General features: G+C 46.4%; 18 protein-coding genes, 1 tRNA gene and 1 other annotated feature. Of the genes, 11 read left to right on the top strand and 8 right to left on the bottom strand.

Translation table 11 applies throughout. The annotated features are described in order from the left end of the window. Positions 1-49: 49 nt before the first annotated feature. Complete coding sequence (gene argS / locus MHI32_RS24765; protein WP_340011151.1) at positions 50-1,915, bottom strand: arginine--tRNA ligase; 1,866 nt, start codon at positions 1,913-1,915, stop codon at positions 50-52. Positions 1,916-1,955: 40 nt separating this feature from the next. Next, positions 1,956-2,174, bottom strand: a binding site (T-box leader). Between the two features lie 249 nt (positions 2,175-2,423). On the opposite strand from argS, the gene MHI32_RS24760 reads away from it, so the two are divergent. The 3 genes from MHI32_RS24760 to MHI32_RS24750 all read left to right on the top strand — a co-directional run bounded on the left by MHI32_RS24760 (position 2,424) and on the right by MHI32_RS24750 (position 7,784). Continuing rightward, a complete protein-coding gene (locus MHI32_RS24760) occupies positions 2,424-2,783 on the top strand; it encodes a hypothetical protein (protein WP_036687001.1) in 360 nt (119 codons plus the stop codon). Between the two features lie 37 nt (positions 2,784-2,820). After that, entirely contained in the window at positions 2,821-5,613 is a 2,793-nt protein-coding gene (locus MHI32_RS24755) for a collagen-like protein (RefSeq protein WP_340011149.1), read from the top strand. Positions 5,614-6,041: 428 nt separating this feature from the next. Then, positions 6,042-7,784, top strand: coding sequence for an exosporium glycoprotein BclB-related protein (locus MHI32_RS24750; protein ID WP_340011147.1), 1,743 nt, complete (start codon positions 6,042-6,044; stop codon positions 7,782-7,784). Between the two features lie 73 nt (positions 7,785-7,857). Here MHI32_RS24750 and MHI32_RS24745 read toward each other — a convergent pair whose 3' ends face one another. From MHI32_RS24745 to MHI32_RS24720, 6 genes are all read right to left on the bottom strand, one after another. Beyond that, the gene (locus MHI32_RS24745; RefSeq protein ID WP_340011146.1) at positions 7,858-11,202 is read right to left on the bottom strand and encodes an SNF2 helicase associated domain-containing protein; all 3,345 of its coding nucleotides are present in this window, start codon (positions 11,200-11,202) and stop codon (positions 7,858-7,860) included. Positions 11,203-11,283: 81 nt separating this feature from the next. Next, the gene (locus MHI32_RS24740) at positions 11,284-11,973 is read right to left on the bottom strand and encodes a TetR/AcrR family transcriptional regulator (RefSeq protein ID WP_076220316.1); all 690 of its coding nucleotides are present in this window, start codon (positions 11,971-11,973) and stop codon (positions 11,284-11,286) included. 57 nt (positions 11,974-12,030) lie between these two features. Continuing rightward, positions 12,031-13,080, bottom strand: coding sequence for an ABC transporter permease (locus MHI32_RS24735; protein ID WP_076277516.1), 1,050 nt, complete (start codon positions 13,078-13,080; stop codon positions 12,031-12,033). Further along, positions 13,077-13,808 (bottom strand): ABC transporter ATP-binding protein, encoded by a 732-nt coding sequence (locus MHI32_RS24730; RefSeq protein WP_076279987.1) that lies wholly within the window; start codon positions 13,806-13,808, stop codon positions 13,077-13,079. The genes MHI32_RS24735 and MHI32_RS24730 overlap by 4 nt, the downstream gene beginning before the upstream one ends. Before the next feature lie 557 nt (positions 13,809-14,365). After that, positions 14,366-14,545, bottom strand: coding sequence for a hypothetical protein (locus MHI32_RS24725; protein ID WP_339188267.1), 180 nt, complete (start codon positions 14,543-14,545; stop codon positions 14,366-14,368). A 60-nt stretch (positions 14,546-14,605) separates the two neighbouring features. Beyond that, complete coding sequence (locus MHI32_RS24720) at positions 14,606-14,794, bottom strand: hypothetical protein (RefSeq protein WP_339188264.1); 189 nt, start codon at positions 14,792-14,794, stop codon at positions 14,606-14,608. Between the two features lie 340 nt (positions 14,795-15,134). Here MHI32_RS24720 and MHI32_RS24715 point away from each other — a divergent pair, with 340 nt between their 5' ends. The 4 genes from MHI32_RS24715 to pstA all read left to right on the top strand — a co-directional run bounded on the left by MHI32_RS24715 (position 15,135) and on the right by pstA (position 19,394). Beyond that, positions 15,135-16,571 carry a stalk domain-containing protein gene (locus MHI32_RS24715; protein ID WP_340011144.1) on the top strand — a complete coding sequence of 479 codons (1,437 nt, stop codon included), beginning with the start codon at positions 15,135-15,137 and terminating at the stop codon, positions 16,569-16,571. A 54-nt stretch (positions 16,572-16,625) separates the two neighbouring features. Continuing rightward, complete coding sequence (locus tag MHI32_RS24710) at positions 16,626-17,486, top strand: phosphate ABC transporter substrate-binding protein (protein WP_038573065.1); 861 nt, start codon at positions 16,626-16,628, stop codon at positions 17,484-17,486. Positions 17,487-17,568: 82 nt separating this feature from the next. Next, positions 17,569-18,516 (top strand): phosphate ABC transporter permease subunit PstC, encoded by a 948-nt coding sequence (gene pstC, locus MHI32_RS24705; protein ID WP_036685038.1) that lies wholly within the window; start codon positions 17,569-17,571, stop codon positions 18,514-18,516. A gap of 50 nt (positions 18,517-18,566) precedes the next feature. Beyond that, entirely contained in the window at positions 18,567-19,394 is an 828-nt protein-coding gene (gene pstA / locus MHI32_RS24700) for a phosphate ABC transporter permease PstA (RefSeq protein ID WP_076194563.1), read from the top strand. A 792-nt stretch (positions 19,395-20,186) separates the two neighbouring features. On the opposite strand, the gene MHI32_RS24695 is transcribed toward pstA, so the two are convergent. Beyond that, positions 20,187-20,260: transfer RNA gene (locus tag MHI32_RS24695), tRNA-Arg, on the bottom strand. 279 nt (positions 20,261-20,539) lie between these two features. Between MHI32_RS24695 and MHI32_RS24690 the strand changes: the two genes are divergently transcribed. The 4 genes from MHI32_RS24690 (at position 20,540) to clpX (ending at position 25,064) form a co-directional block, all read left to right on the top strand. Further along, positions 20,540-21,385, top strand: coding sequence for a hypothetical protein (locus MHI32_RS24690; protein ID WP_036685042.1), 846 nt, complete (start codon positions 20,540-20,542; stop codon positions 21,383-21,385). Between the two features lie 98 nt (positions 21,386-21,483). Beyond that, positions 21,484-22,818, top strand: coding sequence for a trigger factor (gene tig / locus MHI32_RS24685; protein WP_076303255.1), 1,335 nt, complete (start codon positions 21,484-21,486; stop codon positions 22,816-22,818). Between the two features lie 386 nt (positions 22,819-23,204). Next, positions 23,205-23,795 carry an ATP-dependent Clp endopeptidase proteolytic subunit ClpP gene (gene clpP, locus MHI32_RS24680; RefSeq protein ID WP_076129430.1) on the top strand — a complete coding sequence of 197 codons (591 nt, stop codon included), beginning with the start codon at positions 23,205-23,207 and terminating at the stop codon, positions 23,793-23,795. Positions 23,796-23,807: 12 nt separating this feature from the next. Further along, a complete protein-coding gene (gene clpX, locus MHI32_RS24675; protein ID WP_036685052.1) occupies positions 23,808-25,064 on the top strand; it encodes an ATP-dependent protease ATP-binding subunit ClpX in 1,257 nt (418 codons plus the stop codon). Positions 25,065-25,129 lie beyond the last annotated feature (65 nt).

Below are 25,129 nucleotides of genomic sequence, written 5' to 3'. Positions count from 1 at the left end.
AAGGGCAATCTCCGCGTTAAACGCGGAAATTGCCCTTTTTTTGTGTTTTTTACATTCGGCTCGGTGTCGGTAACCCAAGCACTTCGAGCACATCTCCCAAGATGTCCTTGAATCTTGAAGTGAGCCAGAGGCGGAATTTGATCGTAGCTGGATCTCCTTTTAGAATCGGACATCCAGAATAGAAGTTGTTGAACAGTGTAGCTAAGGTATGTGCGTAAGTGCAGAGCGTATTTGGCGTTAACTCTATACTTGCTGAATGTAATATCTCCGGCCAGAGGCTTAGCTGTCTTAGCAGGGCAAGCTCTGCTTTTTCCAATTCGGAAGGGAACTGAAGCTGTGCGGCAGCTGTAAGGATTGGGATCGTAGCTTTACTCAAAACGCTTGTCGCACGCGCAAAAGTATACATCAGATAAACTCCGGTATTGCCGGATATTTCGGTAGCCTGTTTGAAATCAAACACGATTTCCGTTCCTAAATTAAACCGCAGCAGATAGTAGCGAATCGCAGCAGTGGCAATCAATCGGCTGGAGAGGCCGTCTTTATCGGAACGTGAGTGCTCAATGTTCTGTTCCATAAGCTCCACCAAATCGCTTACCTTAATCCCGATTCCCTGACGTCCGGACATAGCATAAGAAGATTTGCCTTCTGAAATATCTATACCCAGCTCGGCCGCCGAAGCGGGACTAAGAGATACAACACCATAGCTCACATGATGGAGTTTGTCTGCTTGCTCGTTATAACCTAGTGCCCCTAAGGCTTGCTTAACCATCTGTTGTGGATATTCCTGTCTGTAATCGATCACATTGATGACTCTGTCCGCCTGCCCATAAGATTCTTGGGTTCCAGTTAATCCAGTTGTCCATAAACCGGACGAGAATTCGCTAAAGGAGAAATCTTTGGTCAAAAGACCAAATTTCCAGAGATGATAGGCAATATCTTTGGCTGTATACGTTAAAATCCCATTCGAACGCACCAGCACCTTATCGAGCTGATGCTCCTCTGAATCCGCTCCAATGTTAGCCTCTGTTCTTTGCTTCAGCACCCAGCAGCCTGCGAGTTTACCTTCAGTCTCTTGTACAAAAACGGCTGTCTGCTTCAGTAGCTCAGCTGCGGCTGCCCAAAATCCCTCTTTTAAAATACTGCTCTCCCATACCAGCAAATCATAATAAATTCCAAAATGTTTCATTTCCTCTACATGCTCTCTAACGATGCGTTCAGCTACAAGGTTGCCCAGCCAGGCTTCGTTACCGCCCCCTTGTTCAAGGGAGTGCAGTATATCTGTGCGCTTATGTGTCATCTCAGGGTTCAGCGCATATTCTTTGTTCACTTTGGCATAAAGATCCCAGCAAAAATCACCGAAACGTTGGTGTTCCCCTTCTAAAGATATATTTAATAATCCAACAACTGTATCCGCCAGCTGATTGCCGAGATCATCAATGTAGTTATGGACCTCTACGTTATACCCAGTTCTTTTCATAATTCTGACTAGAGTATCGCCGATACAGGCGTTTCTTAGATGACCTACGTGAGCGGCTTTGTTGGGGTTGATAGAAGTGTGCTCGATGATGACTTTTTCCCCAGTGCTGGCAGGCAGTTCAAAGGAATGTTCAGCCCAGCTTTGCCAATTCATATACAAATTGATAAATCCGGGAGCAGCGACTTCAACTTTTTGTAAAAGACCGGCGAGGCGCCCTTGGAATTGAAGCTCTGCTTTCACTAATTCTGCTATGACCATTGGGGATTTACGTAGAGTTTTGGCTAGCTGCATAGCGATATTGCATGAATAATCACCATGCTCTAGATTAGCTGGCTGTTCGATCAGAATGGCAATGTCCTCTGGATAGTCAGCTCCTAAGGTATTGAATACACGTTGTACACTGTGCTCGATTCCGTCTTTGATGATTTGATTTAACATGGTATACCCTCCTTTGAAAATACAAAAAAGCCCTCGTCTCAAAAGAGACGAGGGCTTTAGCGCTCGCGGTACCACTCTCGTTGCTGAACAAGTTGTTCAGCCACCTTACGGGATAACGGCCTTCAGCCGGGACTTCCTACTAAGGTTCAGAAGTCCATCTCACGGGTGCGCTTCATTAAAGGGATCTGTACCGGCTTACACTCTCCCGGCTCGCTGAGGACTAGATCTCGTTAACTACTCTCCCGCTCATCGATGCTTAATTAATTTTTACCAGTATACCTAATATTTCATAAAAAGCAATAGTGGTTAGCTTCTTAACAATCTTGGTTGCTCTTTGTTGTTAGCTTATCAGTTTAGTAGATTATAAATTTGGAAAAAGAAGGCTGTCTTGTTATAGGACCAGCTGTTCCTTTGAACAACAGTCCACACGCTAACTCAAGCCAAGGAATATTACTATACGGAGCCACTAATCTTTCAAATTGTAGTGGAAGGGAGGAGTGAATAAAACATGGCTATTTTTTCTACTGGACCTATAGATAACAGCCCGATCCTAGGGGTCAGACCGTCGCAACTGGTAACCGTAAAAGTAGTTAATCGGGATTCTCTTAATCCTTATAATCTAGTTATTCAAGGTTTCCTTCTTAACGGATCAAGAACGATGTATGTGAATGAAACAGTAAATCTAGCACCTAATCAAGTTTTAACTAAGAACTATTTTGCCGACTTGGACGCATTTGAATTTGTGTTTACAACAGTAGAAGCGGTTGAAGCAGAGGTTGGGATTTCAGTCTGGGGTAAACAGAACTCAGGGGCATTGGTAGATCCTCATCGCATAGTTGCGTGGGAGAAGCAGGCAGTATTAATTTAATAATTATTACAGTTAACGTTAAAGGAGTGATGAGAAATTGAGTTATTTATCTACCGGACCGATAGACAATAGTATGGTAGGGGGTGTAAGACCTACTCAGCATGTTACTGTCAAAATTGATAACCGAAGTGACATTGATTCATCAATGGCTCTTGTTCAAGGATACTATATGGATGGGACAAGAACTTTATATGTCAGCGAGCTGATAAATGTAGCACCTAATGAAGTTATAACACGTGATTATTATGCCGATTTTGATGCGTTTGAATTTATTTTTACAACTACAAGTCTGGTAGATGATCCGATTCAAATCTCAGTATGGGGAAAAAATAGCGTTGGCCAGATTGTGACTGCCCATCGACTTGTACATGCAGAATTGCTTGGTGTAACGCAAGGGATAACTGGCGCGACCGGGGCGACTGGTGCAACGGGAGCGGATGGAGCAACAGGAGCAACGGGAGCAGACGGAGCAACGGGAGCGACCGGCGCAGGAGAGACTGGGGCGACAGGTGCAGATGGAGTAACTGGTGCAACCGGGGCGACGGGAGCGGATGGAGCAACTGGAGCGACTGGAGCAGGAGAGACTGGGGCAACAGGTGCCGATGGAGCTACAGGTGCAACTGGTGCAACCGGAGCGGATGGAGTAACGGGTGCTACCGGAGCAGGAGAGACTGGGGCGACAGGTGCAACAGGGGCAGATGGTGCGACTGGTGCAACGGGAGCTGACGGAGCAACGGGTGCAACAGGAGCGACCGGAGCAGGAGAGACTGGAGCTACAGGAGCAGACGGAGTAACTGGTGCGACTGGTGCAACGGGAGCTGACGGAGCAACGGGTGCAACAGGAGCGACCGGAGCAGGAGAGACTGGGGCAACAGGAGCCGATGGAGCAACTGGCGCGACTGGTGCAACGGGAGCGGATGGAGCAACAGGAGCAACGGGAGCGACCGGAGCAGGAGAGACTGGGGCAACAGGAGCAGATGGAGCTACAGGAGCAACGGGAGCAGACGGAGCAACGGGAGCGACTGGAGCAGGAGAGACTGGAGCTACAGGAGCAGACGGAGTAACTGGGGCGACTGGTGCAACGGGAGCAGACGGAGCAACTGGAGCGACCGGAGCAGGAGAGACAGGTGCAACAGGTGCAGATGGAGTGACTGGTGCAACGGGAGCGGATGGAGCAACGGGTGCAACGGGAGCAGACGGAGCAACCGGGGCGACCGGAGCAGACGGAGCAACTGGAGCGACTGGAGTCGATGGAGCAACTGGGGCGACTGGTGCAACGGGAGCTGACGGAGCAACGGGTGCTACCGGAGCGACCGGAGCAGGAGAGACTGGGGCGACAGGAGCCGATGGAGCTACAGGTGCAACGGGAGCAACTGGAGCGGATGGAGCAACGGGTGCTACCGGAGCAGGAGAGACTGGAGCTACAGGAGCAGACGGAGTAACTGGTGCGACAGGAGCCGATGGAGTGACTGGTGCAACTGGAGCAACGGGAGCCGATGGAGCAACGGGTGCCACAGGAGCGACAGGAGCCGATGGAGTGACTGGTGCGACTGGTGCGACAGGAGCAGACGGAGTAACTGGGGCGACTGGTGCAACCGGAGCGGATGGAGCAACTGGAGCAACTGGAGCGACCGGAGCAACCGGAGCGACAGGAGTAGCTGGAGCAACCGGAGCAACCGGAGCAACGGGAGTAGCTGGAGCAACCGGAGCAACGGGTGAAGCTGGAGCAACCGGAGCAACGGGTGAAGCTGGAGCGACTGGAGTAGCAGGAGCAACTGGAGCAACAGGAGCAACAGGAGTAGCTGGTGTAACCGGAGCAACGGGTGAAACAGGAGTGACCGGAGCAACAGGAGCAACGGGTGAAACAGGAGTAACCGGAGCGACTGGAGTAGCAGGAGCAACAGGAGCAACAGGAGTAGCTGGTGTAACTGGAGCAACGGGTGAAACAGGAGTAACCGGAGCAACAGGAGTAGCTGGTGTAACCGGAGCAACGGGTGAAGCTGGAGTGACCGGAGCGACTGGAGTAGCAGGAGCAACTGGAGCAACAGGAGTAGCTGGTGTAACCGGAGCAACAGGAGTAGCTGGTGTAACCGGAGCAACGGGTGAAACAGGAGTAACCGGAGCAACTGGAGCAACAGGAGTAGCTGGGGCAACCGGAGCAACGGGTGAAGCTGGAGCGACTGGAGCAACGGGAGTAGCAGGAGCAACGGGAGCAACAGGAGTAGCTGGAGTAACAGGAACGACTGGAATAGCTGGTGTAACCGGAGCTACCGGAGCTACCGGAGCTACCGGAGCTACCGGAGCTACCGGAGCTACCGGAGTAACTGGAGCAACAGGTCCGAATATTCAACAAGAAGGGTTTTCTGCTTTCAAACCCTCATTGGCAATTTCCACATCTACACAATTAACTGGCTGGACTGTGACAACACCCTTTTATGATAGCCCGTCTTTCGACGAAGTTGGTGGAAATTATACCATTCCGACAACTGGTAGATATTCGATTGAAGCGACTATCAATTATTCCACAACTGCCTCACTTTCTATCAGTCTTGGTGCTGGAGTTAATCCGGCTTTCGTAGTTCAGAGAACTTCTCCTACTGCAACAAATCTGGTAAGTGGGTTGTTCCCAGTACTTGATGTGAATGTAGCGCTTATATTAGATTTGAGAGCAATTTTGGGAAGTGGTACTGTGACGCTAGCTGGAGAATTTGCATTAACCGCAGGTGATGTGATTGGCTTGTTCTATGTGGCAAATGGTTTGACGGTTCCTTTGAATTTGGGTGGAGCGAACTCAGCAGGTATCGTCTGGTCTGTTCATGAATTAACTTAAGCTTATTTATCTTCAAGTTCAGTGTTTATAACAGGGGTAATTCGGTAGCCGTTAGTGTGGCTCTCGGGTTACCCTCTGTTTTGTTGGCATATGTTATAAGTCGACTGGAACGTTGCTTATTAGATTCTTATTCTATTAAACCATTACAGATTTTTAGCTTATTTTAATAAATCAAATATGTGTAATAGTAGTTTTTAAATGGATGTCCACACCTTAATTCAAAATAAGAATAATACTATAAAGAGCCAAAAAATAGGAACTAATTTTCTAGGCTCATAGATTATCAACTTAGAGCAGGGGGAGGAATGATTATAGATAAAACCCTAGTTTATACGTAACTCTTGAGGATAGTTTTGTTCAGGTGAGTTGATTTTCGAAATTCAAATAATACGAGTATTATAATTTCATAAAAAATGAGGTGTTGAAAATTGAGTCAACTATCTACTGGTCCCATAGAAAATAATCTGGTAGGCGGTGTAAGACCTACTCAGCTTGTTACTCTTAAAATTGTCAATCAGAGTGATGATACTCCGTCAACGGTTCAAGTCGAAGGCTATTATATGAATGGGACAAGAACTTTATATGTAAGTGAACAGGTTAATTTAGCTCCTAATCAAGTGGTTAATAGGGATTATTATGCAAACTTTGATTCATTTGAATTTCTATTCACAACACCTATTACGATTGATGATCCCATTCAAATTTCAGTTTGGGGGAAGAGTAGCACAGGTCAATTAGTGACTGCTCATCGCCTTGTCTACTCTGAATTATATGGAGAAAATATAGGAATTACAGGTGCTACTGGAGCTACTGGAGCTACAGGAAGCGTTGGTGCAACGGGAGCGACAGGTGCTGGCGTAACCGGAGCCACAGGTGCTGGAGCCACGGGAGCGACAGGAAGTGCAGGGGCAACGGGGGCGACAGGAAGTACTGGCGAAACCGGAGCCACAGGTGCTGGAGCTACTGGAGCTACAGGAAGCGTCGGAGCAACGGGAGCAACAGGAAGCACTGGAGCAACGGGAGCGACAGGTGCTGGCGTAACCGGAGCAACAGGAACTGCTGGAGCAACGGGAGCAACAGGAAGCACTGGAGCAACGGGAGCGACAGGTGCTGGCGTAACCGGAGCAACAGGAACTGCTGGAGCAACGGGAGCAACAGGAAGTGCTGGAGCAACGGGAGCGACAGGAACTGCTGGCGTAACGGGAGCGACAGGAAGTGCTGGAGCAACGGGAGCGACAGGTAGTGCTGGTGTAACTGGAGCGACAGGAACTGCTGGAGCAACGGGAGCGACAGGAAGTGCTGGAGCAACGGGAGCAACAGGTGCTGGCGTAACCGGAGCAACAGGAACTGCTGGAGCAACGGGAGCAACAGGAACTGCTGGAGCAACGGGAGCGACAGGAACTGCTGGTGTAACGGGAGCGACAGGTAGTGCTGGAGTAACGGGAGCGACAGGAAGTGCTGGAGCAACGGGAGCGACGGGTAGCGCTGGTGTAACTGGAGCGACAGGAACTGCTGGTGTAACTGGAGCGACAGGAACTGCTGGAGCAACGGGAGCAACAGGAAGCACTGGAGCAACAGGAGCAACAGGTGCTGGCGTAACTGGAGCAACAGGAACTGCTGGTGTAACTGGAGCAACAGGTGCTACTGGTTCAGGTGCAATTATTCCATATTCTTCTGGTCTTCCAGTAGCAATGACCACTGTATTAGGGGGGCTTTTGAATACTTCAAGTGCAGTTGGTTTTGGTAGCAGTGCAACCAATATCAGTATTACAGGCGGTACTATAGATCTCACCGGAGCGGCTGGAACCTTGCTGAACTTTGCGTTCTCGGTCCCTAGAACTGGAACGATTACGTCTATGGCAGCCTATTTCAGTGCGACAGCTTCCGTTAGTTTGGTGGGGTCTACGGTAACAATCACGGCTCAATTATACAGATCTACTACACCTAACAATACCTTCACAGCAGTACCTGGGGCTTTAGTTACGTTAAGTCCTCCGCTTACAGGATTAATTGCTCTTGGAACTATTAGCAGTGGTAATACCACAGGTTTGAGCATCCCTGTAACTGTGGGAGAACGCTTGTTGTTGGTCTTCACTTCGACGGTCACGGCTGGCATTGACGTTGCAACAACTGTTGCTGGCTATGCTAGTGCAGGAGTTACAATCGCATAATCTGAAGAAAAAGGGATATCCCGATAGCCCTATGGGCTGCAGGATATCCTGATTTTTTCTCCAATATTGTTATTTAGATCATCAGAATCTCCCGGATGTCTTGCTCTGTAAGGGTAGACAGGCTTTCTTGACCTGGCTGGATGACCTCATCAATCAAGTTCTTTTTCTTCTGCTGCAGCTCATACATCTTGTCCTCTACGGTGCCTTGGGTGACGAGACGAATTACTTGCACTACATTTTTCTGCCCAATCCGGTGAGCCCGATCCGCAGCTTGCTGCTCGACGGCAGGGTTCCACCAAAGATCGTAAAGGATTACAGTGTCTGCCCCAGTTAGGTTGAGCCCAGTCCCGCCGGCCTTTAAGGAGATTAAGAAAATATCACGCTCTCCTTCATTAAATTTATTACATAAATCTACTCGTTGAGAAACAGGCGTTTGACCATCTAAATAAAAGTATGGAATGCCCTGATATCCTAGTTCACGCCCAATCAGGCCGAGCATCTCTGTGAATTGTGAGAATACTAACATACGTTTACCTGAACTACGACATTCTTCTATGATTTCGAGCAGCTGCTCGAATTTAGCAGAGCTTCCTTCATATCCATCGACAAAAAGAGCAGGGTGGCAGCACAATTGGCGCAGACGAGTTAGTCCCGCCAGAACTTTGATCCGATTATTATTGCCGAAGCTATCTTGGGTCAAATGCTTAAGCGCCTCTTTTTTCAAACGGGCGAGATAAGCTACATATAACTTTTTTTGCTCCGGCAGCAGTTCACATGCTTGTACGGATTCGATTTTGTCCGGAAGTTCCTTTAACACATCACTCTTTAAGCGCCGCAGCAAAAAGGGACGCGCCCGCTTCGCAACCGTTTCTCTTGGTAAATCATGAAAAGCTTTTTTGCCTGGAAACAACCCAGGGAACACGGTGCCGAAAATGGACCATAAATCTTCCAACGCATTCTCCACGGGAGTACCCGTAAGTGCAAAACGGTGCCGGGCTTGAAGCGCCATTACAGCTTGGGCTGTCTGTGTAGTATGGTTTTTTATAGTTTGTGCTTCATCGAGAATCAGGGTATGAAAAGACTTTTTAGCATACAGCTGAACATCTCTGCGAAGCAACGGATAAGAAGTGATGATTACATCAGCTTTTGCTGTATTTTTTAAAATCCGCCCGCGTTCAATTAGACTACCGTCTGCAATGACAGCTTTGATCTCTGGTGTGAATTTTTTAAGCTCATTAAGCCAGTTATAAGTGAGAGACGCAGGAGCGACAATTAGGGCAGGCAATCCATTCTGGCGGATCTCTGGAAGTTCTGACAGGAGAAAAGCGATACTTTGCAGCGTTTTGCCTAACCCCATATCATCCGCCAAAATACCACCAAAACGGTAATGGGCCAACGTCTTCAGCCACTGAAACCCATACTGTTGATAATCCCTTAGCACAGGAACCAGACTGTCAGGTATAGGAAAATCAAGATTCTCAGGATTCCGCATGTTCGCAAGTAACCTTTTAAAGGATCTGCCCAGCTTAATGGAGTCACTCTTAGCATCCGTGGAGGTCAAATGTAGCCCGCGAACAACGGGCAGAGAAAATTCCACCCCTTTGATCTCACCTTCCCGGATGCCTATATCATTCATAAAGGTAATGATTTCTTGAAGCTCCTCGCTCTCCAGCGGTAGTAGGGCCCCATCAGGCAAGCGGTAGTATTTGCGTTTTTCCTGCAGGGATTTCAGAACCATAACAATCTCAGCTTCTGGAATCCCGCCCATATCGAATTTAAAATCAAGCCAGTCCGTCTTTTCATTCCAACTAATGCTCACCTTTGGGGGTGTAGTGCTCGTGAACAGTCTTGCTTTGACTGCGGAGGTCGCATAGACCGAAAGCAGCGGTTCCAGCAGCGGAATGGTATGGTACAAAAAATCGTACTCGCCCTCTTCGTCTGTCATAATATATCCGCCCTCAGTTTTAGCGAAGGATTCGTGCTCCATCAGCTCCAGAATGCGGGCTTCTCCCTCCCCGTCTCGCAAAAGAATCAAATTCGTCCCGCGAACATGGGCTTTTTCATCTAAGGGATTGATCACAATGTCACCATATTGGAACTCTAGTCCGGCGAGCAGCCGATCTCTCACACGGTCCAGATAAAGTCTCGCGATAAGCCTATGTTGGACAATCCGATCCGCGATGGAATCGGCGATATGGACGTTGCCTAGCTTTTTCAGACCAGGAATAACCTTGTCCATAAAAGACTCCATTTGCTCGGGGGCAATATCGATACCATTTCGGCGGGAGGAATCCAGCATTTTTTTCATTTCAGCAAGGCGTATGCATTCTTGAGGGGATAGCTTCAGCAACTTACCTTCCGATAGTACTATCCCGTAATCTTCTAAGACCGAAATCTGCTCAAGTCCTTGAATATCCAGATGATATCCATCCTCTTCTGCCTGTTCAAATTCAAAGCTGAGTGGAGGCGCCTCATTGGACACGTGGATGCCTTCGTATAGCACCTCTTCTTGTTGCAAAAATACCGACGAGACCTCTGAAAGCGCAGGTTGAAGCGACTCCCAGAAAAAAGGAGGGACGGCCAGCAAACGATCTCCCCCAATACTTCCCCCATAAGGTGAGTAAGGAGTTACGTTATCGCGGTACATTTTTTCATTTAATACAATATCAATCAGCTTCTGTAGAACAACATTGTCTTCCTTCCGAAAGCTGTAAATGGCAGGATCATAGATAAAATGTTTCGAGAACTCAAAGGATTCTCCGCGGTGTACGCTTTCTAGAAATCCCCTTATTTTCTGAACAATATATAGACGTTTTGGACCGACTTTCATTTCTATACCCAGCATGGTGTGGCTGTAACTATAAGTGAACGGCTTGCATGTAAACTCTATATTTAGAGGAAGTCTGTTATCTACAAAAACCCCCGTACCGCTAGGACGCGGTGTATGGTTGCTGAACATCCCCAGTAGGCTGCTCACGAGCTGTTGATCTCTGGACTTTCCCCCGTTGTCTTGCGCAGTATCTGTAAAAATACGTGGGGTTAGAATCTCAGTATCTTCTATAGAGGACAGGTGCGAAGCTCCGGTAGGCTCTGAACGATCTCGGCCAGTTTTAAGGGCGTCAACGTTGATCAGCACAGCCGCGATATGTTTACAGAATGGCCCCCCATGGGAGTAGGCTGGACAATTACACTCTGCCTGGACATCCCCATCAATATCAATGACCACCATAACTTCATAGTCGATCGCCCCCTGAACAATGGCTTCATATCGAGAGCGGGGCAAATCTGGAATGGAGTCATTGTATTCTTCAACTTCAATTATATCGACACTTTCAGTTTGGTAATAAGCTAATCCTTTTTCAAAAATAGACTTGCCGCACAGCAGTTTGATTACCCGTTCTGATACACTAAAGCCCATAACATAATTCCTTCCTCATAACTTGATCTTGAAAAGCCCGAATTTAATATAGTACTTATGATAACAGAACGGGCGTGCGCATCAAATAGGGGGTGTTGTTTTACTTATTCCATGCATGATAAAAGCGATCGTCAGGTTGATTTCTTCCTCGTCGTTCCAGTCCTTATCTGGCTGCAGCAGCAAGCGATTCATCAAATAACCTACGACAGATGAGAGTGTGAAGCGTATAAGTGTGGGTGTAGGCACCTCGATGATTTCACCCTTTTCCTTAAAATGTTCAACAATATCAATCACGCGCTCCAGTATTTTGCTAAGAATATTCTCTACAAACTGCGCTCTAACTGTTGGCTGAAAAGGAATCTCCTGAATAAGAATCTTAAGAATTTTAAAATTCTTGCGGGCGAAATCCAGCCGATTGATCATAAATGCCCGCAGGAACTCCTCAAAGCTGTCGTAGGGCATATCAAGCACGCCGTTGAAATTCCGCAGCACAAAAGGCGCAAGCATGCGACTCATGGTAGGACCTACTATGGCAAGCAGCAGATCATTTTTAGTCTTGTAATAGCGAAAAATCGTTCCCTCCGCCACGCCCGCCTTCTGAGAAATTTCACTCGTGGATGTCGCAGAGTATCCTTTTTCGGAAAACACCTCAATCGCCGCTTGTAGAATAGAAATCTGCTTCGGTGTCAGTTTCTCGTCTTTGCCAAGGGTCAGCAGCTCTTCTATCCACTGCTCTTCTATATTTTGTTCCGTAGAAACTTCCTCTTTCATTACAATAACCCTCCATGCTTGATTCATTTTGTTTCAATGATAATAGCTTTTGTGAAGTTACATTTTGCGATGCTTGCGCAGTGCCAATACATTCAGCAGCATAAATAGCAGCGAAAATCCTATAAGTACATAGACATCCATTGCAATTGCGCTCCATCCTTTGCCACGGACCATAATGTTCATCAGAGCTTCTGATCCGTAATAGATCGGTGTAGCGAGGCCAACGCGCTGGAGCCACAGTGGGAGGGTATCGAGCGGGAATAATCCACTGAGGAAGATTTGTGGCACTATAATGAGTGGAATGAACTGTATCATTTGCAACTCATTGGCTGCAAAAGCCGACAGCAGTGTGCCCAACGTCAGCGCTGTCATCGATAGGAGTAATGTGATCAGCAATACGTAACCAAAGCTGCCTGTCATCATAATGCCAAGAATCTGTATGGAATACCATGAGATCAATAGCGCCTGAAAAACGGTAAATATGCCGAAACCACATACATACCCGAGCACAATCTCCCATCTTTTTAATGGAGTCGAAAGTAGGCGTTCAAGCGTGCCTGTGGTTCGTTCCCTTAAGAAGGATACACCTGCAATCAAGAATACGAAAAAGAAAACAAATACGCCAATCATAATGGGACCGAAACGGTCGATCGTCTTCATATTCTCAGAACCGTAAAGATAGCTGATCTGCGGCTGTAATTGTTCCTTTGTACTTGGAAGAAGTTTTTGGGAGATTTGTTGCAGCGTCATGATTACTGCCTTATTGGCTGTAGGGTTGCTACCTTCTAACAGCACTTGAGGCGTTACTTGCGAATCTCCGGCGGTTCCGTTCAAAGTGATCAAAGCGTCAATTTTTCCTTCAACTAAAGCGCCTTTTCCCAGCTCTGCGCTGGCATATTCTTTGATGATGGCATTTTGTTCTTTTAACGCAGCTGACATATTTAGAGGTACACCGGACACACCGATTTTGGGTTCATAGGCGTCACCGTTGAAGACCAAGCTCATTAAGCTTAGAACGAGGAGTGGTGCAATGAACATTAATGCCATCGTTCTTTTATCATGAATAAATTGTCGCAAAATCCTTAAGGTGATCGCTCGGATTCTCATGAACGCACACCTCCATAATATAAAAAGGCTTCTTCAATAGAAGCTGAACCGGTGGCTTGCAGCAGTCCGGCAGGCGTGTCGGCAGCAAGCAGCTTGCCATCACGGATCATTCCGAGCCGGTCACATTTTTCAGCTTCATCCATGACATGCGTGGTCAGCACAATGGTGGTGCCTTTCTGGTTCAGCGCTTTTAGTTCCTTCCAGATGGATAGCCGCAGCACCGGGTCTATGCCAACTGTAGGTTCATCAAGAATAAGCAACGGCGGTTCATGCAGCAGCGCGATCGCCAATGATAAGCGGCGTTTCATCCCGCCGGAGTATTGGTCTACTCTTTTTCTTAAATGATCTTGTAAATTAACGATCTCCATTACGGCTGTGATGCGTTTGGAGCGTTGCTCCCCCTTTAGTCCATATAGCGCTGCAAAAAACTCCAGATTCTCCTTCGCGCTAAGCTCCGTGTACAAGGCATCAGACTGGGCCATATACCCAATCTGTTGCAGCATAGTCAGCTTCGGCATCGTCACGCCAAGTATTTTCACCTCGCCGGAGGTTACCTCATCGATACCTGTAAGCAGCTTCACTAATGTTGTTTTTCCTGAGCCCGATGGCCCTAGTATGCCAAAGGTTTCCGCACGTTCCACTTGAAGCGAAATATCCTCGAGCACCTGTTTCTCTCCAAACGCTTTCCCGACATGGCTCACTGAAATAACTGGAATCTCTGAACCCATGTTTATCTCCTCGATTCTGAATGTTCTGGGATACTTACTTGAGTTGAAGGTGTAGAAGGTGATGGTGATGTTGATGGTGATGTTGATGGTGATGGTGATGGTGATGGTGATGGTGATGAACTGCATTGCGTTAAACACTCTAATTATATAATGAGTGAGTACTCACTCATTACTGTGCATCAAAAGTTAGGAATTGTAAACCATATATTTTATACAAAGGTATCCCACAGTATTAGCTTAATCCCGATTGACGTTTGTTAATTCAACATGTCCTTTTACTATGTATATAGATAGAGATGATCTGAATAAAAGGCAAAAGTGCCACTAAATAGCGCCAGTCCGCCTAAACTAGGTAATAGAAAGGCATAAATGCCCTTAAATGGCGTCGATCTACTTAAATCAGCTAAAAGAAAGGCATAAATGCCTCACAATAGCACGGGTTTACCTAAACCAGACAAAAGAAGGGCATAAATGCCACTAAATAGGCATGATTTAGATAAATCAAGTAAAAGAACGGTATAAATCCCGTACAGTGAGCTCATTCTTGCTGAAGTCAGCTAAAGAACGGTATAAATCCCGTACAATGTACCCAATCCCGCTAAAGTTAGCAAAAGAACGGTATAAATCCCGCACAATGAGCCCAATCCCGCTAAAGTTAGCAAAAGAACGGTATAAATCCCGCACAATGAGCCCAATCCTACTAAAGTCAGTAAAAGAACGGTATAAATCCCGTACAATCAGCCGAATCTCCTACGATGCCCCTTACGCAGAAAGCGCCCCAACAGACCAGTTAGTTTTTAAATCGTAAGCAGCAGCCACATAATTGATAGCAGACTCTCGCCAGTAACAAGCTTCCCCACGCGCCAAGCGATCTCCGTAATACGCTCCCCACCCGCCCAAGCGACCTCCGCAATATACTCCAAGTGCCCAGCGGCCTCCGTAATATACTCCAAGTGCCCATCGACCTCCTCAACAAGCTTTCCCACCCGCCCAAGCGACCTCCCAATATACTCCACCCGCCCACCTCGGCAACAAGCTTCCCCCACCCGCCTGCAATCTCAAATTAGTCCCTACGTCTCACCAATCCCAAACAATTCTCCAACTCAATAAGGTAGCCACACCAAGCACCTTTTTACGAAAAAAGGCTGTTTTTGCTGTTTAGTTCATTTGGTTTAGAGCAAGAAAATTGTTAAATGAGCTAATATACCTGATTTTTTTAAAAAAAGAATACTAGTTAATATTTCCATTACATTCCTCTGCAACAGAATTGACAATTGTAGACGAAAATGACATTAGCAGTTACCTATACGAAAAGGGTGAATCTAATTGAAAAACAGTAAATGGATTAGCGCAACGTTGGCTTCAGCACTTCTTGCAACAGTAGGCGTTGGAAGTGTATCTGCAGCTAGCACCGGCAGTAATGTAAAATCTGTAGCTACCAATCAAGTCGCTGCTGTTACAGCAGTTAAAGAAGGTACAACTACTTGGAATGTAAACGGAACGCCGATTGTGTTTAACACCATTAACAGCAGTGGTTACAAGCTTTACTCGCTGACTCAGGTAGCTGGTGAAATTGGGGCTAAGGTAGTACTGGGAACAAGCGGGTTTGAACTTAACGACAGCAAAGGACTACATAATGTGCAACTCAAAACAGGCTCAAAGAGCTATCAAGTAGATGGTAATTCCGAATCGTTCACAGTGGCTCCAGTGTTTTATAACGGTAAAACCTATGTAGAGCTGACTAAGTTAGTTATTGCATTAGGTGGAGAGCTGGACGCTGATGCTAGCACGATTTTGAGCTTTGCACGTCCGGAAGGATTGTTTGATACTTTGCACTGGACGGCAGCTGGTAACCTGATTGCGAACAAAAGTGATGCTGAAACTACTCAGCTTATCAAATTCAGTACAGAACCAGGTAACTATGAAGTGTTTTCGTCAAATGACAGTGCGGTGGACTTTGCAGTATCGCCGGATCAACAGTGGGGAGCTTTTAATGATGAGAAAGGTTTGCTGAATCTGATTAACTTGTCTAGCGGAGCTGTTAAAACACTAGGCACCGACAATAGCGTGAAGACAGATCTGGTTTGGTCCAAAGATGGGAAAAGCATTTACTTCATCCAAGGAGACAAGCAAGAAAAAATCGCTAAAATCTCAGTAGAGACTGGTGATGTTAAATCCGTTTTGGCTGACAAGGTTGAGAATAAATCTGAACTGCGCATTTCTGCTGACGAAAAAAACGCCGTTTATATCGTTAATTTGACGGGTGTTGCTAAAAATGATGCAGACAGCACAGAAGATTCTCTTACGGTAGACTTCAGCTCGGCAGGAGAGCAGCTTTACAAGCTTGATCTGGCTACAAAAGATGCTAAACCAGCTGCATTAACAACCACAGCGGATAACAAGCTTTACCCAGAGATTTTGGCTGATGGAAATGTGGCATACCTGAGCGCAGATGCAGACGGCAATGCGAAGAATACCCTGAAGCTTGTAAAAGCGGACGCAACCAGCACTAATATTGCACTTGATATCGAAGTGAATTGGTCCACTGGCGTTAGCAATGGTTTGGTAGTGGCAGGTACTACGGCAGACGGAAGCACAGTGATCTATTCTATCGATGGTAGTGGGGCAAAGACCGAACTGTTCCGTACGGCTGAAGATGTATCTGAAGTATCTGTATCTAAAGACGGAAGCAAGCTTGCGATTGTGAGCGGCGACAGCGTATGGGTTATCCAAGACGGTAAAGGGCTGCAACTGACTAAATAATTATTATTCCAAACATATTTTAACGGCCTAGAGCCGAGAGGAGAAAATAGTACAATGAAAATCTTCAAGAAATTAACAGTAACGGCTTTAACAGCCGTAATCGCGGTAACCGCATCTTTTGCAGGGATTGCAGCAGCAGCAGATTCACTTAGTGGCAAAATCACCGTTAACGGTTCAACCGCACTTCTTCCATTGACCTTGCAAGCGGCAAAAGAATTCCAAAAGCTGCACCCTAAAGTAAAAATCGCAGCATCTGGTAAAGGTTCTGTAACTGGACCACAAGCTGTGAAAAAAGGCATCGCTGATATCGGCGCTTGCGACTGGGATGCTAGCATCGACGTACCAGGCTTCAAAGCTTTTGACGGACAGGTAGCGAACAAAGTAGCTGTCATTCCTTTTGCAACGATTGTAAACAAAAATGTGGGTGTAGATAACCTCACAACAGAACAACTTAAAGGCATTTTCGCTGGCAAAATTACCAACTGGAAAGAAGTAGGCGGCGCAGATGCAGATATCGTTGTCATCACTCGCTCTTTCGGTTCTGGTACCCGCGTTAACTATCAAGCTAAAGCCTTGGATGGCGGAGATATCGTTAAAAAAGCTAAGAACTACAAAGAAACAGGTTCATCCGGCGACATGAAAACAGCAGTAGGAACTACTCCTAACTCCATCGGTTATATCGACCTTGTTTATGTAAGTGGCGACGTAAAAGCAGTGAAACACAACGGTATCGCAGCTACTACAGACAACGTAATTAACGGTTCTTATAAGATTTGGGCTTATGGTTACTACATGACTAAAGGCCAACCTACTGGCGCAACTAAAGAATTTATCGAATACGTACAAAGCAAAAAGTTCCAACAAGGTTCTCTGAAAAAGCTTAAATTCATTCCGATCGCAGCAATGAAGGGTTAATAACATCTGAAGATCATATTGAACGGTAACAGCGGCCAGCCCCGATTTTGATACGGGGTTGGCCGCTTACAGGAGGGAAAGTATGGGGGCACCAGTCCACAACCTGGCAACTAAGGTTAAGGAGGGCGTTACAGAAGTTAGCGCCAACTCCAAACGTCACAGTAGACATATGTTTAGCAACCGATTATTCCGCTTTTATTTCTTATTCAGCATTCTTGCACTTTGCTTCGTGCTTGGACTTGTAATTCTATTTATCGGCAAAACGGCGCTGCTTCTGTTTGGTCATCTCTCGCCTGCGGACTTTTTCTTTTCTTTTAACTGGACGCCTGAAGAGGACTCCTTTGGGGCTGCTGCCTTCATCGTAAATACACTTTCACTGACGGCTTTGACCCTGCTGATCGCAGTACCTATTTCTGTGGGTATGGCCGTGCTCTGTGCGGAGATTGCTCCGAAGTGGATGAAGACCTTCATTCGCCCGGTGCTCGATTTGCTCGTTGGTATACCTTCTATAGTATATGGTTATTTAGGCTTAACGGTATTACTTCCATTTCTTCGTAGAGTTAGTGGGGAGAGCTTGGGCGATGGATTACTGGCTGCGGCCCTCGTGCTCGCATTAATGGTCCTGCCAACAATTTGCCGAATCAGTGATGATGCAATTGTCGCTGTTCCACGCAAATATCGGGATGCTGCGTACGCTCTTGGATCTACCCGTCTGCAAGTTATTATGCGTGTTGTTTTGCCTGCGGCTAGCAGAGGAATTATCTCCGCGGTCATTCTCGGGATGACTCGTGCTGTGGGGGAGACAATGGCTGTAGTTATGGTTATCGGAAACACACCACAGTTGGCAAAAACCTTATTTACACCTGCCTCGGTCTTGACTAGTAACATCGTTATGCAAATCTCGAATGTAGAGTTTGAGTCAACCTGGAATTATGCCCTACATATGATGGCCTTTCTTCTGCTGGTGATTTCATTTGTACTGATTCTGATCATCCGCGTGCTGGGTAGAAAAAGGAGGGATGCAGCGTGAACGGATTCGCAAGTACAAAGCATACAGCGCGTGCTCAGAGACGCAATAAGATGGCGACTATAGGGTTTTATACGCTTGGGGCTTTAGTTATGCTGCTAATCTTCTGGCTGCTCTTCACGATTCTTAGTAAAGGTCTGCCAGCGCTGCGGCCTGACTTCCTGATTAAACAGCCTGAAGAGATTGACGTAGGTGGCGGGATCGGTCCTGTACTTTTCAACTCTTTTTATATTTTGTTCATCTCGCTGCTTATTTCCGTCCCTATCGGTTTAGGTGCGGGGATTTATATGGCGGAGTATGCTCCGGATAATGCTTTTACAGGCGGCCTGCGTATATGTGTAGAAGCTCTCTCTTCGGTTCCTTCAATTGTATTTGGTATGCTTGGACTTGCGATATTTGCTGAATATTTTGGAATCGGCCTGACGATTCTTGGCGGTGGGGTAAGCTTGGCGCTTTTGAATCTGCCTATGCTTGCACGTGTGACGGAGGAAGCGGTTCGTGCTGTTCCTGGGGAGATGCGTGAAGCTGGATATGCACTGGGCATGACTAAATTCCATGTGATCCGCACAGTAGTTCTACCCGTTGCAATGTCAGCCATTGTTACTGGAATTTGTCTCGTTGCTGGGCGCGCCTTCGGGGAGTCTGCGGTTATTATCCTTACCGCTGGCCTCAGTACCTCGGGCGAAATGTGGGACTTTAATCTGTTCTCGCCGGGAGAAACCCTGGCAGTGCATCTATGGTATGTACAATCTGAAGCAATTGTAGAAGATGCGCGGCAAATCGCTGACAAATCAGCAGCCGTACTCGTATTTGTAGTTCTGTTTATTAACTTTGCCTTCCGTTTTCCGCTCTGGCTCGGAAATCGTCGCAAAGGGCGCTGATTCCGCTAATATAGGAAGACATGCATAAAAAACTGTCTCTCGGCGAGAAATCGCCGTGAACAGTTTTTTTATTCCCGATTAAATAAGCAAAGGTACTCTCATCCTTCGATAAAATTGCTAATGCGCGTGTCTTTTGAGTAATTGGATTGGCCACGCTTAGCTTATAAAAAACTGAAAAAATTCCCATATTTAAAAATCAGAAATGGGAATTTGAAGATTAATAGTCGATGAGTGGTGAGTGTATAAGTGTATGAAATGCAATTAAAGCGAGTTTTGGAGGTAAAAGGGTACTTTTAGTTGCAGAAAATGCAATTAGATAGCATGTAGCGGCGTTTCTCCGGAAAAGCAGCCGTGATGTTCTAATGCGGCGGGGTATGATGTGGTATTGACTCATAGAAACTGATCATCGATTGCTAAGCTTCACAGAACCCTGAGCCCCAATGAGTTCTAAGTGTGACCAAGTCCGAGCGAGCATCAAAGGTTAAGCTCCATCGACTCATAGCCCGACGAGGCATGGGTTTTCACTGAATTCTAAGTTTCGAATGCTAAGCTCTATCGGATCCTGAGCTCCGACAAGGCTAAAGTTTTCATCAAGTTCTGAGCTTCGAATCCAAGCTCCATTAATCTCTGAAACTCAACTAATCCAGAGCGGCGAATTTTAAGCTCAGTCGTTCAGTCGTCTATTCGTCCCAGTGACTCCCTGAGCTCCGCCTATTCCTTCTCCTGAGCTCCGCCCAACCTCTCCCCTGAACACAGAAACAGCCTTCCCGAAGGAAGGCTGTTTCTATATGACGTCCCGGAAGGGATTCGAACCCCCGACCGTGCGCTTAGAAGGCGCATGCTCTATCCAGCTGAGCTACCGGGACATGGTTGCTGGCAGAAAAGCAAGCAGGGATTATCATATCATATGGGGTGTTTTTTTTCAAGCTGTTTTTTAAAAAGAGTACGGGGTATGCTATAATCTACAATTATTAAGTTTCGGAAGAAGCTTAAGGTATTAATAACTTTTATAATGGTTAGGATTCCATTCACATAAGTAGACATAAGGAGGTGCCCTCATTAAACATTCGGATTCCCCCGCCACCAAAGAGAATATCGTCCTGTTCCCCAAGACACTGGACTATTATCAAATCCAGCTGACGGTGATGCTGGAAAGTGAACGCTACGGGGAAGCGATGGAGCTGCTTCGTTTTTTGCTGCAGTGTCAAGGACAGGAAGAGCGAAATTACGAGGAATGGCGGTCCCTGCTGGAATGGCTCGAAACGGCATTTCCTTACGCGTCCCAGAATGGAGATGCGGAGGGAGCTGTTCACCCCGAAGACGAAGATTTAAGGGAAGAGGATATGGCCCGCTTTTTGGCCAAATCTAAAATGAACGAGGATACGGGGTATCCCAAAAAGCTGCTGCAGCGGGTGATGAACGAGCCTCTGTCTGAGGCGACAATACTTGCACTAGAGCAGCTATCCTATCTGGAAGGTGGCGGCGTTGACGAGGAGCTGACCACTTGGCTACAGGGGGATAATGTTCATCCACTGCTGCAATTTCGGACCTTGCAGACGCTTAAGCGGCGTGGGATGCAGGGAACAGTGAAGCTGATTCGCGGACATGAAAAGGTACTTGTAGAGATCGAGAGCGTGCCACTGCAGACGGAGGATTTTCCTCCGCAGGTGAGTCATGTGCTGGAGCGGGTAGCCGGGCAGGCTGAGGTGCATGAGCCTACGCTGTATTATTTTGCACAAGAGCTCTGGGGCCAGTTCATCATGTCGATTTATGGGTCGGATGAATATCGGAAATTGCTGGAAGGCGAAGACGTTTTGCTGGATATTTGGGCAGGAGCGTTGCACCAATTTGTTTCTGAGAGTTTAAACGGCTCCCGACAAGAGGAAGAGACACGTGGAATGTATGGCATCACAGACGGCATGCGCTTTCAATTTGAGGGAGCTTATCGTGCTCTCAAGGGTTTTGTAAAGACTTCTCTACTTGATAAATAAAGTAATGTTGTATATAATATAATGGTTATTCTGTGCGTGGATTGTATCATTATTTGAAGTAAACTTGTGAACCTATATTTTGGAGGGAAAAGTATAATATGAAAGCAACATGGGAAAAAATAGAGAAGAACCTTGGAGTTCTTGAAGTAGAAGTAGACGCAGAACGCGTAACAGCAGCACTTGATAAAGCTTTTAACAAAGTCGTTAAAAAAGCTAACGTACCAGGCTTCCGTAAAGGTAAAGTACCTCGGCCGATCTTTGAATCCCGTTTTGGTGTAGAAAGCTTGTACCAAGATGCAATCGACATTCTTCTTCCTGAAGCTTATGGTGAAGCAGTTGAACAAACTGACATCTTCCCTGTAGACCGTCCTGAAGTTGATATTGAGCAATTTGCTAAAGGCCAATCCTTTATCTTCAAAGCGAAGATCACGGTTAAACCTGAAGTGAAGCTCGGCGATTACAAAGGTCTGGAAGTTCCAGTACAAAAAGCTGAAGTGACTGAAGAAGAGTTGAGTGCTGAACTTGCTCGTCTGCAAGAACGTCATGCTGAGCTTGTAGTAGTTGAAGAAGAAGCAGCAGCTAACGGCGACATCGCTGTAATCGATTTTGACGGATATGTTGATGATGTACCGTTTGAAGGCGGAAAAGCTGAACGTCACTCTCTTGAGCTTGGCAGCAACTCCTTCATTCCAGGATTCGAAGAGCAAGTGGTAGGAATGGCTACTGGAGATTTCAAAGATGTTGAAGTTACTTTCCCTGATGAATACCATGCAGAGAACCTTGCGGGTAAAAAAGCAGTATTCAAAGTGAAGCTGCACGAAATCAAACGCAAACAACTTCCTGCATTGGATGATGAGTTCGCTAAAGATGTAAGTGAATTCGAAACTTTGGATGAGTACAAAGCAGATTTGAAGGCTCAGCTCGAATCCCGTAAAGAGGAAGAACTGAAAGGCCTTCGTGAGAATGCAGTTGTTGATAAAGCAGCAGCTAACGCTGAAGTTGAAATCCCTGAAGCTATGATCAACAGTGAAGTTGAGAATATGGTTCGTGACTTCGACACTCGTCTTCGTCAACAAGGCATGAACATGGATATGTTCCTTAGCTTCTCCGGCCAAACTCGTGAAGACTTGCAGAACCAAATGAAAGGCGATGCTGAAAAACGCGTTCGCAACAACCTGGTATTGGAAGTTATCGCAAAACAAGAGAACATTGAAGTTTCCGAAGAAGAAGTTAACGAAGAGTTGGCTACTATGGCTGAAGCTTACAAACGTACTCCAGAAGAAATCCGCAGCATCTTGGCAGCTAACGGTTCACTGGGCAGCTTGAACGAAGAGCTTTCGTTGCGTAAAACCATTGATTTCCTTGTTAGCAATAGTGTAGAAGTTGAAGCAGTAGAAGAAGCACCAGCTGCTGAAGACACTAAAGCTGAGTAGGATATTTTAAAATTATAAGAAGGTATAAGTTTCACTTTATACTTTATTCTTATAATTCTCGCATAAACGCTTACCGTCCTTAAAAGGACGCCGAAGGCGTTTTAGCTTGACACTACCTAGAACGGCCAAGTTACACGGCCTCCATACAGATATGATAAGGCACGTAAGTTTCGTTACGTGCCTTATTTTTATCCTCGGCCGCAAATATATGTGACTACATAGGTATCCGTATGAACGTATGGCAATAAGGTAATAGGGGCGGTAACGTCACAATTCACAAGCAGCGGACTGTCCACTGTAGTGAAAAAATGACATCGCGCCGTGAACGTGTTAAAATATTTCTGAAACGATAAGACTAATCTGTACAGAGAAAAGAGGTTGGTGGCATGAGTCTGGTACCAATGGTTGTGGAATCAACAAGTCGTGGAGAACGTTCGTACGATATCTATTCCAGATTGCTCAAGGATCGCATCATTTTCTTAAGCAGTGCGATTGACGATGATGTCGCCAATCTGGTTATTGCTCAATTGCTGTTTTTGGCAGCAGATGATCCCGAGAAGGACATTCACTTGTACCTCAACTCACCCGGTGGTTCAGTAACAGCCGGCATGGGTATATACGATACGATGCAATATATCAAACCGGATGTTTCAACCATTTGTGTAGGGATGGCAGCAAGCATGGGATCGCTCCTTCTAACAGCTGGGGCGCCGGGCAAAAGATATGCGCTGACCAACAGCGAAGTTATGATTCATCAACCGCTCGGCGGTGTTCAAGGTCAAGCGTCTGATATTTGGATTCACACTGACTGGATCCTCAAGACGAGACAGAAGCTGAATCAAATTTATGTAGATCGCACAGGTCAGCCCCTTGAAAAAATCGAACGGGACACAGACCGCGATAACTTCATGAGCGCGGAAGAAGCCAAGGAATATGGGCTTATTGACCAGGTTCTTTCTTCACCGATGAAATCTTAAAGGGGTGGTTAGATGTTTAAATTTAATGATGAAAAAGGGCAATTGAAATGTTCTTTTTGCGGTAAATCACAAGAGCAGGTTCGTAAGCTTGTAGCAGGACCGGGCGTTTATATATGTGACGAATGTATCGAGCTTTGCACGGAAATTGTGGAAGAAGAGCTCGGTCATGAGGAAGAGCTTGATCTGAAGGATATTCCAAAACCAAAGGAAATTCGTGATATTTTGGATCAATATGTAATCGGTCAAGAGCAAGCGAAGAAATCTCTTTCTGTAGCGGTTTATAACCACTACAAGCGCGTGAACAGCCAAAGCAAGATCGAAGATGTTGAGCTGACTAAGAGTAATATCCTTTTGCTCGGTCCAACAGGTTCTGGTAAAACCTTGTTAGCACAAACGATGGCGAAGATTATCAACGTTCCTTTTGCTATTGCAGACGCTACTTCCTTAACGGAAGCTGGTTATGTTGGCGAGGATGTTGAGAACATTCTGCTCAAACTCATTCAAGCTGCAGATTACGATGTGGAGAAAGCCGAACGCGGCATTATCTATATTGATGAAATTGATAAAGTAGCACGTAAATCCGAGAATCCGTCCATTACTCGTGACGTTTCCGGCGAAGGTGTGCAGCAAGCGCTTCTGAAGATTCTGGAAGGAACTGTTGCTTCTGTGCCTCCGCAGGGCGGACGTAAGCATCCTCACCAGGAGTTTATTCAGATCGACACGACGAACATCCTGTTCATCGTTGGCGGTGCCTTTGACGGTCTGGAGCAAATGATTAAACGCCGTATCGGTAAAAAAATCATTGGCTTCAACGCAGCAGTTGAAGGACAAAAGGATCTTAAGCCTGGCGAATATTTGTCGATGGTATTGCCTGAAGATTTGCTCAAATTCGGTCTTATTCCTGAATTTGTAGGCCGTCTGCCAGTCATCTCGACTTTGGAGCCGCTTGATGAGAATACGCTTGTACGTATCCTTTCCGAGCCTAAAAATGCACTCACTAAACAATATATCAAGCTGCTGGAAATGGACAACGTAGCGTTGAAGTTCGAACCATTGGCACTCGAAGCAATTGCCAAGGAAGCGATCAAACGTAATACGGGAGCCCGTGGACTGCGCGCGATTATTGAGAGCATCATGCTCGATGTGATGTATGAAGTTCCTTCACGCGATGATATTAAGGATTGTGTGATCACGGAACAGGTCGTTCAGGAGAAAGCTTTGCCTGAGCTCAACCTTAAGAAAGACAAGAAGAAAGAGGAAAGCGCGTAAGCCGCTTTTCCTTAACAATACATGTCACAGTCTCCACCTTTCTTCCGCTTATCCCGCTTCACATT

This window comes from Paenibacillus sp. FSL H7-0690, assembly GCF_037980415.1.
Classification (GTDB): Bacteria; Bacillota; Bacilli; order Paenibacillales; family Paenibacillaceae; genus Paenibacillus_AQ; species Paenibacillus_AQ odorifer.
Note: the sequence above shows the minus strand (reverse complement) of the source record. Positions and strands in the feature narration are given on the sequence as shown.

What these genes read in the sequence shown, in the direction of transcription:
- MHI32_RS24730 (WP_076279987.1), bottom strand. Translation starts at nt 13,808, where the DNA reads ATGGGTTCAGAGATTCCAGTTATTTCAGTGAGCCATGTCGGGAAAGCG.
- MHI32_RS24735 (WP_076277516.1), bottom strand. Translation starts at nt 13,080, where the DNA reads ATGAGAATCCGAGCGATCACCTTAAGGATTTTGCGACAATTTATTCAT.
- argS (WP_340011151.1), bottom strand. Translation starts at nt 1,915, where the DNA reads ATGTTAAATCAAATCATCAAAGACGGAATCGAGCACAGTGTACAACGT.
- tig (WP_076303255.1), top strand. Translation starts at nt 21,484, where the DNA reads ATGAAAGCAACATGGGAAAAAATAGAGAAGAACCTTGGAGTTCTTGAA.
- MHI32_RS24745 (WP_340011146.1), bottom strand. Translation starts at nt 11,202, where the DNA reads ATGGGCTTTAGTGTATCAGAACGGGTAATCAAACTGCTGTGCGGCAAG.
- pstA (WP_076194563.1), top strand. Translation starts at nt 18,567, where the DNA reads ATGGCGACTATAGGGTTTTATACGCTTGGGGCTTTAGTTATGCTGCTA.
- clpX (WP_036685052.1), top strand. Translation starts at nt 23,808, where the DNA reads ATGTTTAAATTTAATGATGAAAAAGGGCAATTGAAATGTTCTTTTTGC.
- pstC (WP_036685038.1), top strand. Translation starts at nt 17,569, where the DNA reads ATGGGGGCACCAGTCCACAACCTGGCAACTAAGGTTAAGGAGGGCGTT.
- clpP (WP_076129430.1), top strand. Translation starts at nt 23,205, where the DNA reads ATGAGTCTGGTACCAATGGTTGTGGAATCAACAAGTCGTGGAGAACGT.
- MHI32_RS24740 (WP_076220316.1), bottom strand. Translation starts at nt 11,973, where the DNA reads ATGAAAGAGGAAGTTTCTACGGAACAAAATATAGAAGAGCAGTGGATA.
- MHI32_RS24690 (WP_036685042.1), top strand. Translation starts at nt 20,540, where the DNA reads ATGCTGGAAAGTGAACGCTACGGGGAAGCGATGGAGCTGCTTCGTTTT.
- MHI32_RS24760 (WP_036687001.1), top strand. Translation starts at nt 2,424, where the DNA reads ATGGCTATTTTTTCTACTGGACCTATAGATAACAGCCCGATCCTAGGG.
- MHI32_RS24710 (WP_038573065.1), top strand. Translation starts at nt 16,626, where the DNA reads ATGAAAATCTTCAAGAAATTAACAGTAACGGCTTTAACAGCCGTAATC.